General features: G+C 64.9%; 14 protein-coding genes. 6 read left to right on the top strand and 8 right to left on the bottom strand.

Annotation, left to right across the window (positions count from 1 at the left end):
- Positions 1 to 34 precede the first annotated feature (34 nt).
- Entirely contained in the window at positions 35 to 1840 is a 1806-nt protein-coding gene (locus DKB74_RS02185; RefSeq protein ID WP_109806456.1) for a methyl-accepting chemotaxis protein, read from the top strand.
- 26 nt (positions 1841 to 1866) lie between these two features.
- On the opposite strand, the gene DKB74_RS02180 is transcribed toward DKB74_RS02185, so the two are convergent.
- The 3 genes from DKB74_RS02180 to modA are packed head-to-tail and all read right to left on the bottom strand — an operon-like array spanning position 1867 to position 3949.
- Positions 1867 to 2481 (bottom strand): ATP-binding cassette domain-containing protein, encoded by a 615-nt coding sequence (locus DKB74_RS02180; protein WP_109806455.1) that lies wholly within the window; start codon positions 2479 to 2481, stop codon positions 1867 to 1869.
- On the bottom strand, positions 2471 to 3160 hold the full coding sequence (gene modB, locus DKB74_RS02175; RefSeq protein ID WP_109806454.1) for a molybdate ABC transporter permease subunit: 690 nt from the start codon (positions 3158 to 3160) through the stop codon (positions 2471 to 2473). Before modB ends, DKB74_RS02180 begins: the two co-directional genes overlap by 11 nt.
- 3 nt (positions 3161 to 3163) lie before the next feature.
- A complete protein-coding gene (gene modA, locus DKB74_RS02170) occupies positions 3164 to 3949 on the bottom strand; it encodes a molybdate ABC transporter substrate-binding protein (RefSeq protein WP_420822390.1) in 786 nt (261 codons plus the stop codon).
- Positions 3950 to 4059: 110 nt separating this feature from the next.
- On the opposite strand from modA, the gene DKB74_RS02165 reads away from it, so the two are divergent.
- Entirely contained in the window at positions 4060 to 4398 is a 339-nt protein-coding gene (locus DKB74_RS02165; RefSeq protein ID WP_109806452.1) for a winged helix-turn-helix domain-containing protein, read from the top strand.
- On the opposite strand, the gene DKB74_RS18495 is transcribed toward DKB74_RS02165, so the two are convergent.
- Genes DKB74_RS18495 through DKB74_RS02155 form a run of 3 tightly spaced genes read right to left on the bottom strand, consistent with a single transcriptional unit; the run spans position 4283 to position 7838 of the window.
- Entirely contained in the window at positions 4283 to 6370 is a 2088-nt protein-coding gene (locus DKB74_RS18495; RefSeq protein ID WP_145960877.1) for a hypothetical protein, read from the bottom strand. The two genes, DKB74_RS02165 and DKB74_RS18495, sit on opposite strands and share 116 nt — an antisense overlap.
- Positions 6367 to 7158 carry a PP2C family serine/threonine-protein phosphatase gene (locus DKB74_RS02160; protein ID WP_109806451.1) on the bottom strand — a complete coding sequence of 264 codons (792 nt, stop codon included), beginning with the start codon at positions 7156 to 7158 and terminating at the stop codon, positions 6367 to 6369. The genes DKB74_RS18495 and DKB74_RS02160 overlap by 4 nt, the downstream gene beginning before the upstream one ends.
- Positions 7158 to 7838, bottom strand: coding sequence for a vWA domain-containing protein (locus DKB74_RS02155; protein WP_109806450.1), 681 nt, complete (start codon positions 7836 to 7838; stop codon positions 7158 to 7160). The genes DKB74_RS02160 and DKB74_RS02155 overlap by 1 nt, the downstream gene beginning before the upstream one ends.
- Before the next feature lie 204 nt (positions 7839 to 8042).
- Between DKB74_RS02155 and DKB74_RS02150 the strand changes: the two genes are divergently transcribed.
- From DKB74_RS02150 to DKB74_RS02140, 3 genes are read left to right on the top strand one after another with little or no spacing between them, the layout of a single operon-like run.
- A complete protein-coding gene (locus DKB74_RS02150) occupies positions 8043 to 9746 on the top strand; it encodes an Hsp70 family protein (protein ID WP_109806449.1) in 1704 nt (567 codons plus the stop codon).
- On the top strand, positions 9743 to 11368 hold the full coding sequence (locus DKB74_RS02145) for a hypothetical protein (RefSeq protein WP_109806448.1): 1626 nt from the start codon (positions 9743 to 9745) through the stop codon (positions 11366 to 11368). Before DKB74_RS02150 ends, DKB74_RS02145 begins: the two co-directional genes overlap by 4 nt.
- Complete coding sequence (locus tag DKB74_RS02140) at positions 11365 to 12540, top strand: J domain-containing protein (RefSeq protein ID WP_145960876.1); 1176 nt, start codon at positions 11365 to 11367, stop codon at positions 12538 to 12540. The genes DKB74_RS02145 and DKB74_RS02140 overlap by 4 nt, the downstream gene beginning before the upstream one ends.
- Here the strand turns inward: DKB74_RS02140 and lepA are convergent.
- Positions 12537 to 14348 carry a translation elongation factor 4 gene (gene lepA, locus DKB74_RS02135; RefSeq protein WP_109806446.1) on the bottom strand — a complete coding sequence of 604 codons (1812 nt, stop codon included), beginning with the start codon at positions 14346 to 14348 and terminating at the stop codon, positions 12537 to 12539. The two genes, DKB74_RS02140 and lepA, sit on opposite strands and share 4 nt — an antisense overlap.
- Positions 14349 to 14476: 128 nt before the next feature.
- Between lepA and DKB74_RS02130 the strand changes: the two genes are divergently transcribed.
- Positions 14477 to 16045: a family 8 glycosyl hydrolase gene (locus DKB74_RS02130; RefSeq protein ID WP_205007831.1), complete on the top strand. Its 1569-nt coding sequence runs from the start codon at positions 14477 to 14479 to the stop codon at positions 16043 to 16045.
- 258 nt (positions 16046 to 16303) lie between these two features.
- On the opposite strand, the gene adhP is transcribed toward DKB74_RS02130, so the two are convergent.
- Entirely contained in the window at positions 16304 to 17338 is a 1035-nt protein-coding gene (adhP, locus tag DKB74_RS02125) for an alcohol dehydrogenase AdhP (protein WP_109806445.1), read from the bottom strand.
- Positions 17339 to 17387 lie beyond the last annotated feature (49 nt).

Here is a 17387-nt window from a genome sequence, read left to right as displayed (position 1 = left end):
CACCGCAATCCTTCCCGGTCGGAGCCCTCCATCGATGTTGAACTGGCTGAACCGTTTGTCGCTCGCCGCGAAAACGACGCTTCTTACGCTCCTCGCAATCGCAGTCCTGGCAATCGCAAGCTTTCTGGTGACCTATAATCTCGCCGCGGCGAATGCGACGCGAAAGGCCGAGGCGCAGCAGGAAACCAATATGCGGGTCGCATGGGAAGTGATCCACCAATATGGCGCCGAATTTCGCCGCGACGGCGACACGCTCTATGTCGGCGATCGCGCGCTCAACAATTGGTACGAGCCGGTCGACAAGGTGAAGCAGCTGGTCGGCGGGACTGCCACGGTGTTCAGCGGCGATACCCGCGTTTCGACCAATGTGATGAAGGACGACGGCAGCCGCGCCGTGGGCACCAAACTGGCCGCCGGTCCGACATTCGATGCGGTGCTGCGGCGTGGCGAACCGTTTCGCGGCCAGGCCGATATTCTCGGCAAGCCCTATTTCACTGCCTATGACCCGATCAAGAACGCCGCCGGAGAAACCATCGGCGTGCTCTATGTCGGCCTTGCCAAGGCGGATCTGATCGCCGAACTGCGCGCGCTCAGCTTCCGCATGGCGCTGGTTTCGATCATCGTCGCGCTCGTGATCGGGACCGCAGCCTTTTTTGCCTGCCGGTCGCTGTTCCGTCCGCTTTCGCGCATGGGCACGGCAATGACCGCCATCGCCGATGGCGATACCGCGACGGATATCCCCGGACGCGATCGCAGCGATGAAATCGGCGCCATGGCAAGCGCGCTGGAGCATCTTCGCGCCACCGCTGCGCAAAAGCATGAAACCGACGCGATCCGCAGCGCCGAGGCGGAACGCCAGCGCAATGTGCTGACCACTGTCGAAGCGGCGCTGGCGCGCCTTCAGGAAGGCGATTTGACCGCCACGATCGACGCCGAATTCCCGCCTGCCTTTCACGCGCTGCGCAAGAATTATAATGCCGCTGTGGAATCGCTCGCCGAGCTGGTGAGCGAAGTGAAGCTGCGCGCCGAAGGCATTCGTGGCGGCTCGCAGGAAATCGCGGCTGCATCCGAGGATCTGGCGCGCCGTACCGAAGGCAATGCCGCCAGCATCGAACAGACTGCCGCAGCGACCACCCAGATGGACGAGCGCCTGCGGACCAATGCCGGCGCGGGCGAAGCGACACGCAAACGCGCCGATCTGGCAATCGAAGTGGTTTCCACCGGGCGGACCACCGCCGACGAAGCAGTTCAGGCGATGGGCCGCGTGTCGGAAAGCGCCAAGGGCATCGACAGCGTGATCGAAGGGCTCGACAAGATCGCGTTCCAGACGCGCGTGCTGGCAATGAACGCTGCCGTCGAGGCTGGTCGTGCAGGCGAAGCCGGTCGCGGTTTCGCGGTAGTCGCCGATCTGGTTTCCGCGCTCGCGATGCGCGCCGAAGAGGAATCGAAGCGCGCCCGCGATCAGCTGACCGTGACGCAGACCGATATCGTCGCCGCAGTGGACATGGTGCAGAAGGTCGATGGCGCGCTTGCCGATATTTCGACGAATGTCGGCGAAGTCCATGGCCAGGTCGCGACGATGGCACAGGATAATCGCGCCCAGTCGACCGCGCTCAGCGAAGTCAGCACCGCGATCGGCGCCATGGATCGCGCGACACAGCAAAATGCGGCGATGGTTGAGGAAACCTCGGCAGCGGCGCGGAACCTGCTTTCGGAAGCCGAAGCGCTGGCGCGTCAGGCTGCACGCTTCTCGGTCCAGGGGAACAAGGCTTCGGCACCGAGGACGGCCCGCCGGGGCAGCCCCGCCGAAACATCCGCCGGGCACGCTTACGCCGCCTGAACCGACCAATTGCGACCGGAGCCGCGTCACGCCATCGCGATGATGCGGCTCCCCAGCCTTTCGGCTTCCTCCCGATCATGCGTCACCATCAGGATCGGCAGGCGCACGACGTCGCGCAACCGCTCGATCACCTGCATGATCTCTTCGCGCCGCGCCGGGTCGAGCGAGGATAGCGGCTCGTCGAGCAGCAGAAATTGCGGATCGGACAGCAGCGCGCGTCCGATCGCCACTCGCTTCGCCTCGCCGCCCGACAAGGTGCGCGGCCAGCGGTCGAGCAAATGCCCGATCCCCAGAAAATCGAGTTCCGCAATGCGATCGGCCAGATCGACGTCCGGCGCCATGCCATATCGCAGATTCGCCGCGACACGCAGATGCGGGAACAGCCGGGGCTCCTGAAACACCACGCCGCATCGCCGCGCCTCCACCGGCACGTCGATTCCGCCCTCGGCATCGAACAACAGGCTGTCGCCGACGCGAATATGGCCGCGATCGGGGCGCAACAGCCCGGCCACCATATGCAATATGCTGGTCTTGCCGGCACCCGAAGGGCCGAACAGGATCGTCAGCCCCTCGCCCGCCGCGATCCGGCACGCGATTTCGCGATCGCCCCGATGCAATGCGACGGCGATGTCAAAGGACATGCAGCCCCCTGCCCGCGCGCCGCGCAAGCAATTCAGAGCCAACCAGAGCCGCCAGCGCGAGCAGCACCGACACGGCCGCCAACCGCCACACCATTCCCTCGCCATCGGGCAGTTGCAGCGCCGAATAGATCGCGAGCGGCAGCGTCCGGGTCTGGCCCGGCACGTTCGAAACAAAGGTGATCGTCGCGCCGAATTCGCCGAGCGCGCGCGCAAATCCCAGCACGGCGCCCGCCAATATGCCCGGCAGGCTGAGCGGCAGCGTGATCGTCGCGAAAACCCGGCGGCGATCGGCGCCCAGCGTGCGCGCCGCATCCTCCAGCCGGCGGTCGACCGCTTCGATCGAAAGCCGCATCGCCCGCACCATCAGCGGCAGCGCCATCACGCCCGCTGCGATCGCGGCGCCGGTCCAGTGGAACAACACGGTGGCGCCGAACAGCGCCTGGGTGACTTTGCCGAACGGCCCCGATGGCGCGAACAGCAACAGCAGCAGCCATCCCGTCACCACCGGCGGCAGGACGAGCGGCAAATGCACGATTCCGTCGAGCAGCAGCTTGCCACGAAACCGCCCGCGCGCGAGCAGATAGGCGAGCGCAAAGGCGATCGGCAACGTCGCGAGGATCGCCACGCCACCCACCTGAAGCGACAGGACGACGATCGTCCAGAACTGGCCGCTGTCCATCGCTCAGCCCGCCATCGGCACAAAGCCGTGGCGCCGGAAAATGGCAGCAGCGTCGGGCGACATCAGAAATCGGCGAAATGGCTCGGCATCGGGATTGGTCGAGGCGCGCAGCCGTGCCAGCGGATAGCGGATCGGGGGATGGCTATCCTCGGGAAAGGTATCGACCACGCGCACCTTGTCCGCGGCGGCGGCGTCGGTCGCATATACGATGCCCAGCGGCGCGGCGCCGCGTTCGACCAGCGCCAGCGCCGCGCGCACATTCTCCGCCCGGGCAAGGCGCGGCTCCAGCGCCTGCCACTGGCCGATATGGCGCAGCGCGGCCTTGCCATAACGCCCCGCCGGAACCGCATCGGGATCGGCCATGGCAAGCCGACCGTCGGCACCCAGCAGTGCGACAATATCGCTGCCACCTGCGCCGTCGGCCGACGTGGCGGACCCGACGCCGGCGATCAGGACCAGGCGATTGGCCAGAAACGTCGCGCGCGTGCCGGGCGCGATCGCCCCCCTGCGTTCCAGATCGTCCATCCACGCCTCGTCGGCCGAAACGAACAGATCGGCCGGCGCACCATTGGCCGCCTGTCGCGCAAGCGCGGAGGACGCCGCGAAGCTGAGGCGCGGACGCGCATGCCCCTGCGCCGCCCAGGCATCCGCAGCTTCGCTCATCGCTTCCTGCAGGCTCGCCGCCGCCAGCACGACCGGCCCCTCCCGGCTCCGCTGCGGCGACCATAGTAGCGCGACGATTGCGGCAATGGCGATCGTGACCGCAACAGCGATCGACGCCATCCGCATGGGTCTGCGCGCCTTCACCGCGCGTTTCGCAAGCCGCTTTCCATCGTCGCCCGCATAGCCAGGCTATATTCTGCTGTATATAGCTCAGGCTCCGTCGACAGGAGGCCGCCATCGCCCGGCTGAAGCTCAAGATCCAGATATATGCCGGTCCGGATATCGCGTTCGGACCGGGCAAAGCCGCGTTGCTGGAGGCGATCGACCGCACCGGTTCGATCTCCGCCGCCGCCCGTGCGCTGGGCATGAGCTATCGTCGCGCGTGGCTGCTGGTCGATACCTGCAATCGCTGTTTCGCCGCGCCGCTGGTCGAAACCATCCCCGGCGGCGGCGCCAGCGTTACGGAGCGAGGCTGGGCGGTTCTGAATAGCTATCGCGCGCTAGAGCGGCACGCTGACTCGCTAACGACAACGGCCGACTATCGTCGCATTTCGGACAGTCTACCACCCGACTGAGCATCGCGCCGTCCGATTTGGACTGGTCGGCGTCCTGTTTCGGGGTCCATATCGTCGCATCTGTCGGCGCGGCATCGGCGATCTCGCCGGCCGCCCCGGCGCGTTTGAACTGGTCCACCTGTCGCCGGTTGACTCGCATCCGGCACGGCTCCGGATCGAAGGTGCTTGCGCATTGCCGCAGGTCGTTTCCCCAGTTCCGCCGGTTTTCGGTCAGCGAAATCCGGTCATAGCCGCGCGAGGATGCAATCGCGCTGCGATATTGCTCGGCGACCTTGCGACCAAGGCCGGAAGCGCGACCGACTGCGCAATCGAGCGATGCCTTCGCCCCCGATCCCGGCGTGCCGCACAGCGATCCGTAATCGGTCATGTCGGTGGCGAATCCGGTTTCCTGAGGGACCAGCGCCGTTTCCTGCACAAAGCCGGGAGACCCGTCGCTTTCCCGGACGATCCAGATCCAGAGCCGGCCATCCGGTCCGCGCGCGCTTGCACGGCCGATCACATTTTCGTGCATGCCCAGGCGATTGACCAGCGGATATTGCTCGCCCGGCCCGTCGCGCAGATCGGCGGTCAGCGTGCCGTCGCCGGGCATCACCAGATATTCGCGGCCGCCATCGAAACGGTCGACCGGATAGCGCGGATCGTCGGGAATTTCGAAGCTCGCCACGCGCTCGATCGCCGGATCGGCATATCCGCGTACCGCCACACCGCCGTTATGCGCCATGGCCCACCAGTCCTGCGGCACCAGCAACATCGTCCCCAACAGGACCAGACATAGCGCCATGACACTGCCCAGCACGCCAATGCCGCGCGGTCGCACCGGGCGGCGCAGCGGGGGCGTAAGCACCGGCAATTGCCGGATCGGCACGGTACCACGCCCGCCCGGCCCCACTGCAAAACCAGCGGCGGGCTGCACCGGCTTCGCGCGCTCCGCACGGCGGCGACGGGGCTTTTGCGCCGATGCCGTGATGCGGGCGTCATGCGCGCAAAACCCGCATCCCATGCCGAAATGGGCATGTTCGTTGGGCTTGGACGCACAGGGAACCAGTTGCGAAATCAGCGTGTCGAGATGGTCGCGCCATTCGGCGGCCGAAGGACGGCTGGTGCCGGTCAGGAACGCGCGGTCGAACAAGGTCCGCGTCGCGCGGCGGAAGGATTTGTGAATGCTCGCCGCGCTCGGCACCACATCGTCCGGCGGTGTGGCGCCATAGGCGTACAGCCCCTTCAGAATGCGCGTCTGCAGATCGGCGGGCTGCGCGCCCGCCCCTGCGCTCGGCTTGCCCGCAAAGGGATGCACGCCATTGTCGAGCAACTGAAAGATGATCACCGCCAGCGCGAACAGATCCTGTTGCTCGCCCAGTTCGGCGGGCGCCGTCTTCCAGCTTTCGGGCGCGATATATTCATCGCTCACCTGTTCGGCGGGAATACGCCCGTCCCCGCCGATGCTGAACCCGTCGGTATCGACCACCGCCATCCAGCTGACCGAGGGATAGAAGCGCAGATTCGCCGGCTTCATGTCGATCATGTGATGGCCGGCGCGATGCAGTTCGGCGAACACCGAAGCCAGGTTGCGCGCCACCAACACGCGATAGCCATAATAGTCCGACAGCTTTTCGACCCGGCGGCTGTTCTTCTGCAACAGATTGACCAGGCTGGTCGATCGCCGGAAATCGATTTCCGGCATCACAAAGCCGATGAACCGGCCCGATTTGTCGTACAGCTTCGCTTCGGGCCAGGCGATCTGGGGATAGCGTTTGCCCTCATGCACCGCCGCCGCCAGTTCGGGCGGGTTGGCGAGCATGCGATCGACCTTGGCTTCATATCGCCGGCATTCGGCTTCGCCATGATAGATCTTCGCCGCTGATCCTGGCATTTCGGCGATCGAATGGACCTTGCCCGCCGCACCTTCGCCCAGCAGCCTGCCCAGATGGAGCAACCGCCGCTTGCTCCCCTTGCCCAGATAGACTTCGGTCATGTCCCGGCCACCTGTGCCCAGACGAGCGTCTTGTCGTCCGACGTCCGTTCGCGCACCGCGCTGCTGTCGAGCGTCGCGCTCAGCGCCTCCTCGCCTTCCTCGCGCGTCGCTCCGGCAAGATAGCGGCCGATCGGGCGGAAGAAGGGCATGAACGGCTCATGCGCGCCCTGCCGCGCCGACAGCGCCAGATCAGTAACGCCATCGGTCATCACGAAAATCGTGTCATAGCCTTCATCGATCAGCGAAAAGCGCAGGTTGCGCCGCCAGTCGGGCTCGGTGAAGAAATAGGTCGTATCGGCATATTCGCCGTTGCGCGGCCCCGACATCTGCCAGCGTTCGCCATCGCCGCCGATCGCGAGCGCGGCACCATCGCCGATATGAAAGAAAATCCCGCCTTGCCGTGGCAGCATCGCCGCACCGACCAAGGTCGCGTGAAACGCCTCCAGCCCGACGCCCTGTTCCTCGCCCAGCGCCAGCGCCGCTTCGCGCGCTTCGGAGACGCCCTCACATATCGCCCGGCAAATGCCCATCAGGCTCGCCCGCGTGATCGGCTTGCGGATGCCAGCGCGCAGATGCCGGTCGAGCCGCGCCACCAGCCGGTCGCACAGCAACGCCGCGCCTTCCCCGCCGAACCGTGCCGAACCGGCGCCATCCGACACCACCGCGATCAGCGCACCCGATTGCGTGACGTGCAGCCGATAGCGGTCCTGACACGGCGTGCCCGTCTGCATATGCGACGGACCGGTGATCGACGTACCCGCCATGCGCCAGGCAGGTGCCGCAAGCATCAGTCGGACCGGCCCGGAACCACGGCCCAATCCTGCGGCGCCGCCATCTGGATCGTGTCGCTCGGCGCCGATTTCGATCCGGCACGGGCCGATCGGCTGAGCCAGAGGAAGAATTCGCGGAACGCCAGCCCCTTGAGCGCCAGCGGCTGGCGCTGCGAAAAGCGACCCAGCTTGTCCATATTGGCGTCGCCCACGCCCACGCAAAATGCAGAGACATGCCCCGCCTCTTCGGCGGCCCGGCATTCGGCGGCGGCGGTTTCCCAATCGGCATCGGTTGGCTCGCCATCGGTCAGGATGAACAGCCAGGGCCGGTTATAGGGGATGCCGTGCTCGCGATAGCGATCCTTCTCGTCCTCGATCTCGTCGAGCGCGCGGCGCACGGCAAGGCCGAGCGGCGTCATGCCGTTCGCTTCGATCTCGGGCGCTTCGAATTCGATCGCGTCGGTCCAGTCGGTGACGACTTCGACATCCTGCGGCGCGCCGACGCGCAGCACCATGATCCGCACCCGCTGGCGCGCGACATCGTCGGCTTTAAGATCCTGTTCGAGCAGCCGGAGGCCGTCGTTGAGCGCGCCAATGGCATTGTTCTGCGACATCGATGTCGAACCGTCGAGAACCACCACGCATGGCAGACGCTGGCTGCTGTTTTCAGCAAGCGCCACGTCGGGAATCAAATTCATCGCGCCCTCCCGCGATCGACCCGGAAACCCCCTCCCGGAATCGACAGCAGGCGAAGTATGAAACATGTGGCCCCCGCCTGCAAGAAGCGCCGGGAGGCGCCGCGATCCGCGGCAATCGGGCGCGATGCACGACCGCTAACGGCAAGTGTAAAATGGGTCTGGCGTGGCTATTCGCGCCTCGCTACCAAGTTGCCGGGGGACGACATGATCATCGGCATAGATCTGGGTACGACAAACAGCGCCGTCGCGATCTGGAAGGACGGCGCGCCGCAACTGATTCCGAACTCACTGGGCGACCTGCTCACGCCGTCGGCGGTCAGCATGGGCGACGACGGGTCGCTGCTCGTCGGCATGGCCGCCCGCGACCGCCAGCCGACGCATCCCGACGACACGGCGACTGCCTTCAAGCGCCGCATGGGCACGCAGGCGACCGTCCGGCTCGGCAAGCAGAATTTCTCCGCCGAGGATCTTTCCGCGCTGGTGTTGCGCAGCCTCAAGGAGGATGTCGAAAGCCATACCGGAGAAAAAGTGACCGGTGCGGTCGTCACCGTCCCCGCCTATTTCAACGACCGGCAGCGCCGCGCAACGCGCCGCGCGGGCGAACTGGCCGGGCTTGAGATCAAGCGGCTGATCAACGAACCCACTGCCGCCGCGCTGGCGTTCGGCGTGCACCTGCGCGAACAGGAACCCTTTCTCGTCTTCGATCTGGGCGGCGGCACGTTCGACGTCTCGATCGTCGAAGTGTTTGAAGGCATTGTCGAAGTCCGCGCGAGCGCGGGCGACAACCGGCTCGGCGGCGAAGATTTCAACGAAGCGCTGATCGAACTGGTCCGTCGCCGGATCGACCCCGACCGCAAGCTGACCGGCGTGGAAACCGGGCAGTTGCACGAACTGCTCCGCGCCGCTGCAGAGCGTACGCGGCGCGCGCTTACCGATGGCGCTTCGGCGCCCTTCACCATTGTGCAGGGCGAGAATGAATTTTCGACCGAGGTAACCGCCGACGAATTCGAAAAACATGTCGAACCGCTGATCGCGCGGCTGCGCGAACCGGTTCTGCGATCGCTGCGCGACAGCGACATTCGCGTCGATTCGCTCAGTGAAGTCGTGCTGGTCGGCGGGGCCACGCGGATGCCGGTCGTCCGTCGCGCGATTACGCGCATGTTCGGCCGTTTCCCCAACCACACGGTCCATCCCGATCATGCCGTCGCGCTGGGCGCGGCGGTTCAGGCGGGGCTGCTGGCCCGCGATTCGGCGCTCGACGAGATCCGGCTGACCGATGTCTGCCCCTTCACGCTGGGCGTCGAACATACCGAACGCGATGCCCGCGGCAATCTTCATGGCGGGCTGTTTTCGCCGATCATCGATCGCAATACGGTGATCCCCACCAGCCGCGTCGGCCATTATCAGACGCTGCAGGACAATCAGCGCGTCATCGAATTCGGCATCTATCAGGGCGAATCGCGCCTGGTGTCCGCCAATGTGAAGCTGGGCGAGATCCGGATTCCCGTGCCGCCACGCCCCGCCGGCCATGTCGTGGTCGAATGCCGCTTCTCCTATGACACGAGCGGCCTGCTCGAAGTCGATGTGAAGGAGCCGGAAACCGGGGAGGCCCGCAATCTGGTGATCGTCGAGGAAGAGGGCGCGATTTCGGAATCCGAACTGGCCGAACGCCGCGCCGCGCTGGCCGAGCTCAAGGTCTATCCCCGCGACGAAGCGGTCAACGCCGCCGTGATCGCACGCGCGCAGCGCTGCTATGAAAGCTTCATCGGCGACCGGCGCGATCTGGTGAACCGCTGGCTGCTGCAATTCGAAGCGGCATTGGATACCCAGGACCCGCGCACCATCGCGGAAGTGCGCGAACAGCTCACGACCGCGCTCGACAGTATCGAAGGCGAGCGTTTCCTGTGACGACGCTGCGCGGCACATGGGCGGTTCTGGGGCTCGCACCGACGTCGGACAAACGCGCCATCCGCCGCGCCTATGCCGCAAGGCTGAAGGCGATCGACACCGAAAACGATACGCAAGGCTTCGTCGCGCTGCGCGCCGCGCTCGATCACGCCATGGCCGAAGCGCAATGGCACGACGAGGATGCGCGGGAGGATGGGGCCGATCTGCCAGCCGATATGGCGCCCGAAACCGGGGGCGCCGCCCCGGCGGAACCGAGCGGCCCGTTGCCGGACACGCCGCCCGACCCTGCCCCACGACCCGATGCGAAACCCGCCAGCCCCTGGGCCCCGCCCAGCAGCGAGAGGATCGACGCGGCTGGCAACGAACTTTCCGCGATGCTGCTTGCCGAGCGCGAACAACCGCGGCTGGCAACGCCCGAGGAAAGCGAGCAGATGCTGGCATTGTGGCGTCTGATCGCCGACGATCCGCGGCTCGAACAGATCGGCCATTATGCCGCGGCGGAAACCAATATCGCGCATCTGGTGGCGCAGAGCTTTCCCTTCTCCGCGCCGCTGGTCGATCCGGTGGTCGAGCGCTTCGGCTGGCGCTACGACCATGACACGGTGCATCGCGCGCCGGTGGTGGAATATCTGCTCGCCTGCCGCAGCGACACCTTCTTCCTCGAAACCATTTCGACTCGCGGCAACGAATATCACCGCGCCTGGTGCGATCTGCGCGGAACGCTCGACAGCAAATGGGCGGGCTCGGTCAGCCGGACGCAGGTCGGCGAATTACTGGGGAAGCTGCGCCACGATCACAGCCGCCTCGAACCGCTGCTCGATACCGAGCGCGTGGCATATTGGGAGAAACGCCTCAATCGCCGCAACTGGTCGGGACATGTCATTGCGATCGGGCTGGTGCTGCTGTTGTTCGGCATCGCCATATTCGGGCGCGATAGCGATCCGGGTCCAGTCGATCCGTCGACACATATCAATCTGCCGCCACCCTATCCGATGGCGGATCGTCAGCTCGATCCGATGCACGAAGAAGCCGATATCGACTACGCGCTTAAGCAACTGTTCGGTGGTGAACTGAGTTTCAGCGACCTGTTCGATCATCCTGCGTTGCTGGCAATCGCGCGAGATTCGCGCAGTGACGCCTTGCGTGAGGGCGGTGGCACCGGGCTGTTGCAGGGAAAGCTCTTCGCCGCATTTTTCGATCGCTATCGCAAGGTCGCCCCCTTCGCAGCCCCCGACCTTCAGCGCGAGATGGTCCAGCTGAAAATCGATCGCGCCGAATTCATTCGCAACGGTAACCCCGCGGCATGTGCCGCGATGTTCGTCAACCGCCCGGGCACCGAATTACCGAACCTGGCCTTCCCCTTGGAATTCGAACGTCGCCAGCGGAGTCTGATTGCGCGCGCACTAGCCACGACCGAGGTTGAAAACACCGACTTCCCGTCAGGTTTCAATCTGCCGGACGAGCAGTTGAGCTTTCTGATGGCGGACCTCAAGCTGAGCGAATCCCAAGTAGTTGACGCCCTTTCCGGACGGGGAATGGACAGTCGTGTTTGCGAAACCTGGATCGCGCTCGAACGCTATGCGCTGGAGCATGACGCCGAATCCTTGCCGCATCTGATATGATGACGCGCAGCGCCGCGTGGAGATTGCTCGGTATCGCGCCCACCGACAGCAAGCAGGAGATACGTCGCGCCTATGCAGCCGCGCTGAAAGCCATCGATCCGGACAGCGACCCGGAAGCGTTTCGCCAATTGCGCGCTGCGTTCGAGACAGTGTCTGCCGGCACCCCGCACGATCGGGATCGAATGGAGCCGGTGCCTGAGCTCAGCGAGCCAGCCGGCAGCCCAGCGCCTGCAACAGACACCGCTAAGGGGGATTTCGCCTATTACGACCAGGTTGCGACGGCATTGATTGATGCGCTGTCGAAAGCCGACCCCGAAGCGCTTCCCGATGCGGAAACCGCCTTGTGGATGCGGCGCCAGTGGCTCACGATCCAACAGGATCCGCGACTGGAAAAGATCGATATATTCGACCGGGCGGCTCAGATATTCGGCCATGTCGTCGCGCGCGCCTTTCCCTATTCCAAACCGCTGGTGCGCCCTGTCGTCACGTTCTTCAGGTGGCAGAACCACGAGGACGATTATCGGCAGGATATGGCGGCGACCTATCTCGTCGAGCGGCTGAACGACCTGGACTTTGCCGACGCCGCCAGGGAGCCGGGCAGCGCGTTTCACCGCGCATGGACCGAATTATCGACGCCCCATGACGGCAGCAGCCGGCTGGGCAGGGTCCCGCGCCATGAAATCGCCGCGCTGCTCGATACGATCGACAGCTGGTATCCTATGCTCCGTTCCGAGCTGGACATGACCCGCGTCGGCAGTTGGGAACTGAAGCTCGAAAGCAGCGAGGAACCCTGGTGGAAGCGCGTACCCCTCCAGGCTTGGTGGATGGGGTTAATATTGCTCAGCATGGTGCTGGGTCATTTCAACAAACCGGACGCGGACCCGCACAAGAGCCCCTATCGAGCCGAGGCCCCGCTGGACCCGAGGGACACCCCGCGCTCGCCCTATGCCGACTGGGACAGCGACGTCGTGCCGGAAGCGCCCTTGCTGGAGCCCCTGGCAAACGACGACGATCCGATCACCGTCCTCGCAGCGCCGCCGCCGCCATTGCCGCGTCAATACGACCCGGCAATTCCGCAATGGCTATCGGGCGACCGGAAAAGCCGCGACTCCACCATCGAAGCGATGAGGCGTGACCGCCGCGGGCAGGCGCCCGAAAAAGAAGCCCCCTAGCTCTCGTCCCCCATCCGCAACGCGGCGATGAACGCTTCCTGCGGGATGCTCACCGAACCATATTCGCGCATCCGCTTCTTGCCTTCCTTCTGCTTTTCCAGAAGCTTGCGTTTGCGGGTGATGTCGCCGCCATAGCATTTTGCGGTCACGTCCTTGCGCAGCGCCGCGATCGTTTCGCGCGCAATCACCTTGCCGCCGATCGCCGCCTGGATCGGGATCTTGAACAAGTGGCGCGGGATCAGGTCCTTCAGCCGCTCGCACATATGGCGGCCGCGCGCCTCGGCCTGGCTGCGGTGGACGATCATGCTCAGCGCATCGACCGGCTCGGCATTGACCAGGATGTTCATCTTGACCAGATCGCCCGCGCGCAGCCCGATCTGCTCATAATCGAAGCTGGCATAGCCGCGGCTGATCGATTTCAGCCGGTCATAGAAATCGAACACGACTTCGTTGAGCGGCAGTTCATAGGTGATCTGCGCGCGCCCGCCGACATAGGTCAGGTCCTTCTGGATGCCGCGCCGGTCCTGACACAATTTCAGGATCGACCCCAGATATTCGTCGGGGACATAGATGACCGCCTTGATCCACGGCTCCTCGATTTCCTCGATCCGGTTGGGATCGGGCATGTCGGCCGGATTGTGCAGCTCGATCACCTGCGCCTCCGCCTCGCCCGCCGCCTTGCTCAGCTGCAGGCGATAGACGACCGACGGCGCGGTCGTGATCAGGTCGAGGTCATATTCGCGCGTCAGCCGCTCCTGAATGATCTCGAGGTGCAACAGCCCCAGGAATCCGCAGCGAAAGCCAAAGCCCAGCGCCGCCGACGTTTCCATTTCGAAACTGAACGAGGCATCGTTGAGCCGAAGCTTCGAAATGCTCTCACGCAGCTTTTCAAAATCATTGGCATCGACCGGGAACAGGCCGCAAAACACCACCGGCTGGACTTCCTTGAACCCCGGCACCGGCTTGTCGGTCGGCCTTCTGGCGTCGGTGATCGTGTCGCCGACCATGGTCTGCGCGACTTCCTTGATCTGCGCGGTGACAAATCCGATCTCGCCCGGCCCCAGTTCGTCGAGCTGCGTCAGCTTGGGCCGGAAACAACCGACGCGATCGATCAGATGCATCGTCCCGGCCTGCATGAACTTGACCTGCTGGCCCTTTTTCAACACCCCGTCCATCACGCGGACCAGAATGACGACGCCCAGATAGGGGTCGTACCAGCTGTCGACCAGCATCGCCTTCAGCGGCGCATTCGCGTCGCCGCCGGGCGCCGGAATCCGCTCGATCACGGCGTCGAGAACCTCGTCGATGCCGATCCCGCTCTTGGCGCTCGCCAGCACCGCGTTCGACGCGTCCAGGCCGATGATATCCTCGATCTCGGCCTTCACCTTTTCGGGTTCGGCGGCGGGCAAATCGATCTTGTTGATGACCGGGATGATCTCATGGTCATGCTCGATCGACTGATAGACATTCGCCAGCGTCTGCGCCTCGACACCCTGCGCGGCATCGACCACCAGCAGCGCGCCTTCGCACGCCGCAAGTGACCGCGACACTTCATAGGCAAAGTCGACATGCCCCGGCGTGTCCATCAGGTTGAGCGTATAGCCCTTCCATTCCAGCCGCACCGTCTGCGACTTGATGGTGATCCCGCGCTCGCGCTCGATATCCATATTGTCGAGCACCTGCGCGCTCATTTCCCGCTCGGTAAGCCCGCCGGTACGCTGGATCAGGCGATCGGCAAGCGTCGACTTGCCATGATCGATATGGGCGATGATCGAAAAGTTACGGATCTTGGAACGTTCAGTGGACATCGCGCGCGCTTAGCAGGGGTGCAGGCGCTTGGGGAGAGGAATTGGTAGCAGGCCGATGGCGAACCGCGCCGGACGAGTCGGGCCGGACGAGTCGGGGACGCCGCGCCCCCGAATCGCGCTCAATCCGGATGCTGCATCCCTTCGCGCAGCTGCTGCACCACCGCCGGATCGGCCAGCGTGGAGATATCGCCGATCTGGTCGGCCTGCCCCTTGATGTCGTGCGGCATGCCGACAAGGGCGGCTTCGGCGAGCGACGTCAGGTCATGCCGCAACCTGCCCGTGGGAAAAGCGATGGCGCCGGGCGGCGGCCACAGGGGAGCAGGGCTTGCCACGCCCATCGGCATAGTATTGGACCATCAGCGAGGATGTTTGCGGGCTCGGAAAGGGTGCAGGATACAATGCATATGAAGACAAAGCTCTGGTCGCGATTGGGATATTCACTGCTCGCCTTCTCTTGCATAACGGCGTGCGGGGGAGAGGATAGCGCATCGCCTACGCCCACCCCGCCAGCCAACACGCCACCGGCGCCCTCCCCCCCTCCACCATCCCCGCCGCCCGTGGCGGCAGAGACCCTCATATACCCCACCGCAACCCTCGCAGAACGCAGGGCGGCGCTGGACAGCTTCTGGCAGGATTGGAAGCGCGTCTATCTTCGCGAAGGGTGCGGCGGCGCCTATGTCGACACGGCAGGCGACGGCCGCGACACCTATGGGGACAGCGCACCCAATACGCTGACCGTGTCGGAAGCCCACGGCTATGGCATGCTCGCCCTGGCACGGATGGCGGATCGCGACAATCGCTCGAAAATGCTCTTCGACGAAATGCTCGCCTTCTTCCGGCTGCATCCAGCCGCAAGCGGCCCCGGCCTTATGGCATGGAACCAGACCCGCGATTGCAACGACGCGCCCGACGGCGATTCCACCGCGAGCGACGGCGACCTCGATATCGCTTTGGCGCTTTATCTGGCCGACGAGCGATGGGGCGGATATGCGGCGGACGCGGCCGAGGTCAGGCAAGCCATTCTGGAACGGGAGATTACCGTTCACAACCTCGTCAAACTGGGCGACTGGGCAACCTATGATGTCTACGACGTCGCCTCGCGATCGTCGGACTTCATGCCTTATAATTTCACGGTTTTTGCCGAAGCAGGCGGCAGCGATGCCGGCCGATGGGACGAGATCCGCAGCGCGGGATATGCGGTCTGGAGCGATATTTCCGCCCACTACGCGCCGAATACGGGCCTCGTCCCGGACTTCATGGTCGGTATGCCGGACAACCCGCGCCCCGCCGATCCGGGCTTTCTGGAAGGCGATTATGACGGCTATTATTCCTGGAATGCGCTGCGCTACCCCTATCGGCTGGCGGCCGACTACAGGCGCAGCCGCGATCCCCGCGCCGGCGAAAGTCTCAGAAGCATCAATTTCTGGATCCGGACCCTGACCGGGGGCGATCCCGCCAGGATCGCGTCAACCTATCGGCTGGACGGCAGCATCCCGACAGACGGCCAGTGGACCGGCGAGCCGGGCTGGATATCCATGTTCGCGGCCGGGGCGATTGCCGGCAGCGGCGATGCGGAGGCCGATCAGGCGTGGATGGATGCCCTATGGGCTGCAATGGTCGCGATTCCGGTCGAGGATGGGGATTATTTCGGCAACACGCTCAAACTTCTCGCGATGATCGACCTGGCCGAAATGTAGACATGGCCTCCAGCGCGGTTTCGCGCCCGTAATCCGGCTGGATCGTGGCGCCGTCAGACCGCATCGGCCGGCGTAAACTCCGCGATGCGTTCCCGAACCGTCTCGAAGAGCAGCATGACCGCGTCCGCCGCGATGCCATAGGGCGCCGGGGCTTGCGCCAGATTGCCGAAACAGCCCCGATCCGCGCACAGGCGATCACGCGGTGGAGCGCTCGGCCCTCCAGCGTGATCGCCGTCTCGCTCGGTATGTCGCCTGGTCTTACTGCGTCATGTCGAGGACCACGCGCCCTTCGATCTGGCCCTTGTGCATCCGGTCGAACACCGAATTGATGTCCTCCAGCCGGGCGGTGGAGATGGTCGCCGCCACCTTGCCATCGGCGGCGAAGTCCAGCGATTCCTGAAGGTCCAGCCGGGTGCCGACGATGGAGCCGCGCACGGTGATGCCGTTCAGCACCATGCCGAAGATGTTGAGCGGGAAATCGCCCGGCGGCAGACCGTTGAGCGCAACAGTCCCGCCGCGCCCGATCATGCCGACCGCCTGTTCGAACGCCTTCTCGCTGACGGCGGTCACCAGCGCGCCGCGCGCGCCGCCGCCGGTCAATCGCTTCACCGTAGCGGCAGGGTCATTGTCGGTCCGGGCGTTGACCGTCTCCTTTGCACCCAGCTTGCGCGCGAGGTCAAGCTTGGCATCGTCGACGTCCACCGCCACCACGTTCAGCCCCATCGCCACCGCATATTGCACCGCCATATGGCCGAGCCCGCCAATGCCCGAGATGACCACCGCATCGCCCGGCTTGGTGTCGGTCATCTTCAGCCCCTTGTAGACCGTGACGCCTGCGCACAGCACCGGGGCGATTTCGTTGAAGCCGATATTGTCGGGCAGGTGGCCAACATAATTGGGGTCGGCCAGCACATAGTCGGCGAACCCGCCATTGACCGAATAGCCGGTGTTGAGCTGGCTTTCGCACAGCGTTTCCCACCCGCCGAGGCAATGCACGCAATGGCCGCAGGCGGTGTAGAGCCAGGGCACGCCGACCCGGTCGCCTTCCTTCACATGGGTAACGCCCTTGCCCACGGCGGACACGAAGCCGACACCCTCATGCCCCGGAATGAAGGGCGGTTCGGGCTTGACCGGCCAGTCGCCCTCCGCCGCGTGCAGATCGGTATGGCACACGCCCGAGGCCTGGATCGCGACCTGTATCGTGCCGGGGCCGACTTCGGGAACGGGCACCTCCTCGATCCGCAGCGGTTCGCCGAAGGCGCGCACGACGGCAGCTTTCATGGTCTTGCTCATGACATCTCTCCTGAATTTTTATGGTTTGGGGCCGGTGCAGCGAATGTCC

It is taken from the genome of Stakelama portus, from assembly GCF_003171655.1.
In the GTDB taxonomy this organism is placed as follows: Bacteria; Pseudomonadota; Alphaproteobacteria; order Sphingomonadales; family Sphingomonadaceae; genus Sphingomonas; species Sphingomonas portus.
The sequence above is the reverse complement of the archived record's forward strand: the minus strand, read 5'-3'. Positions and strand labels throughout refer to the sequence as shown.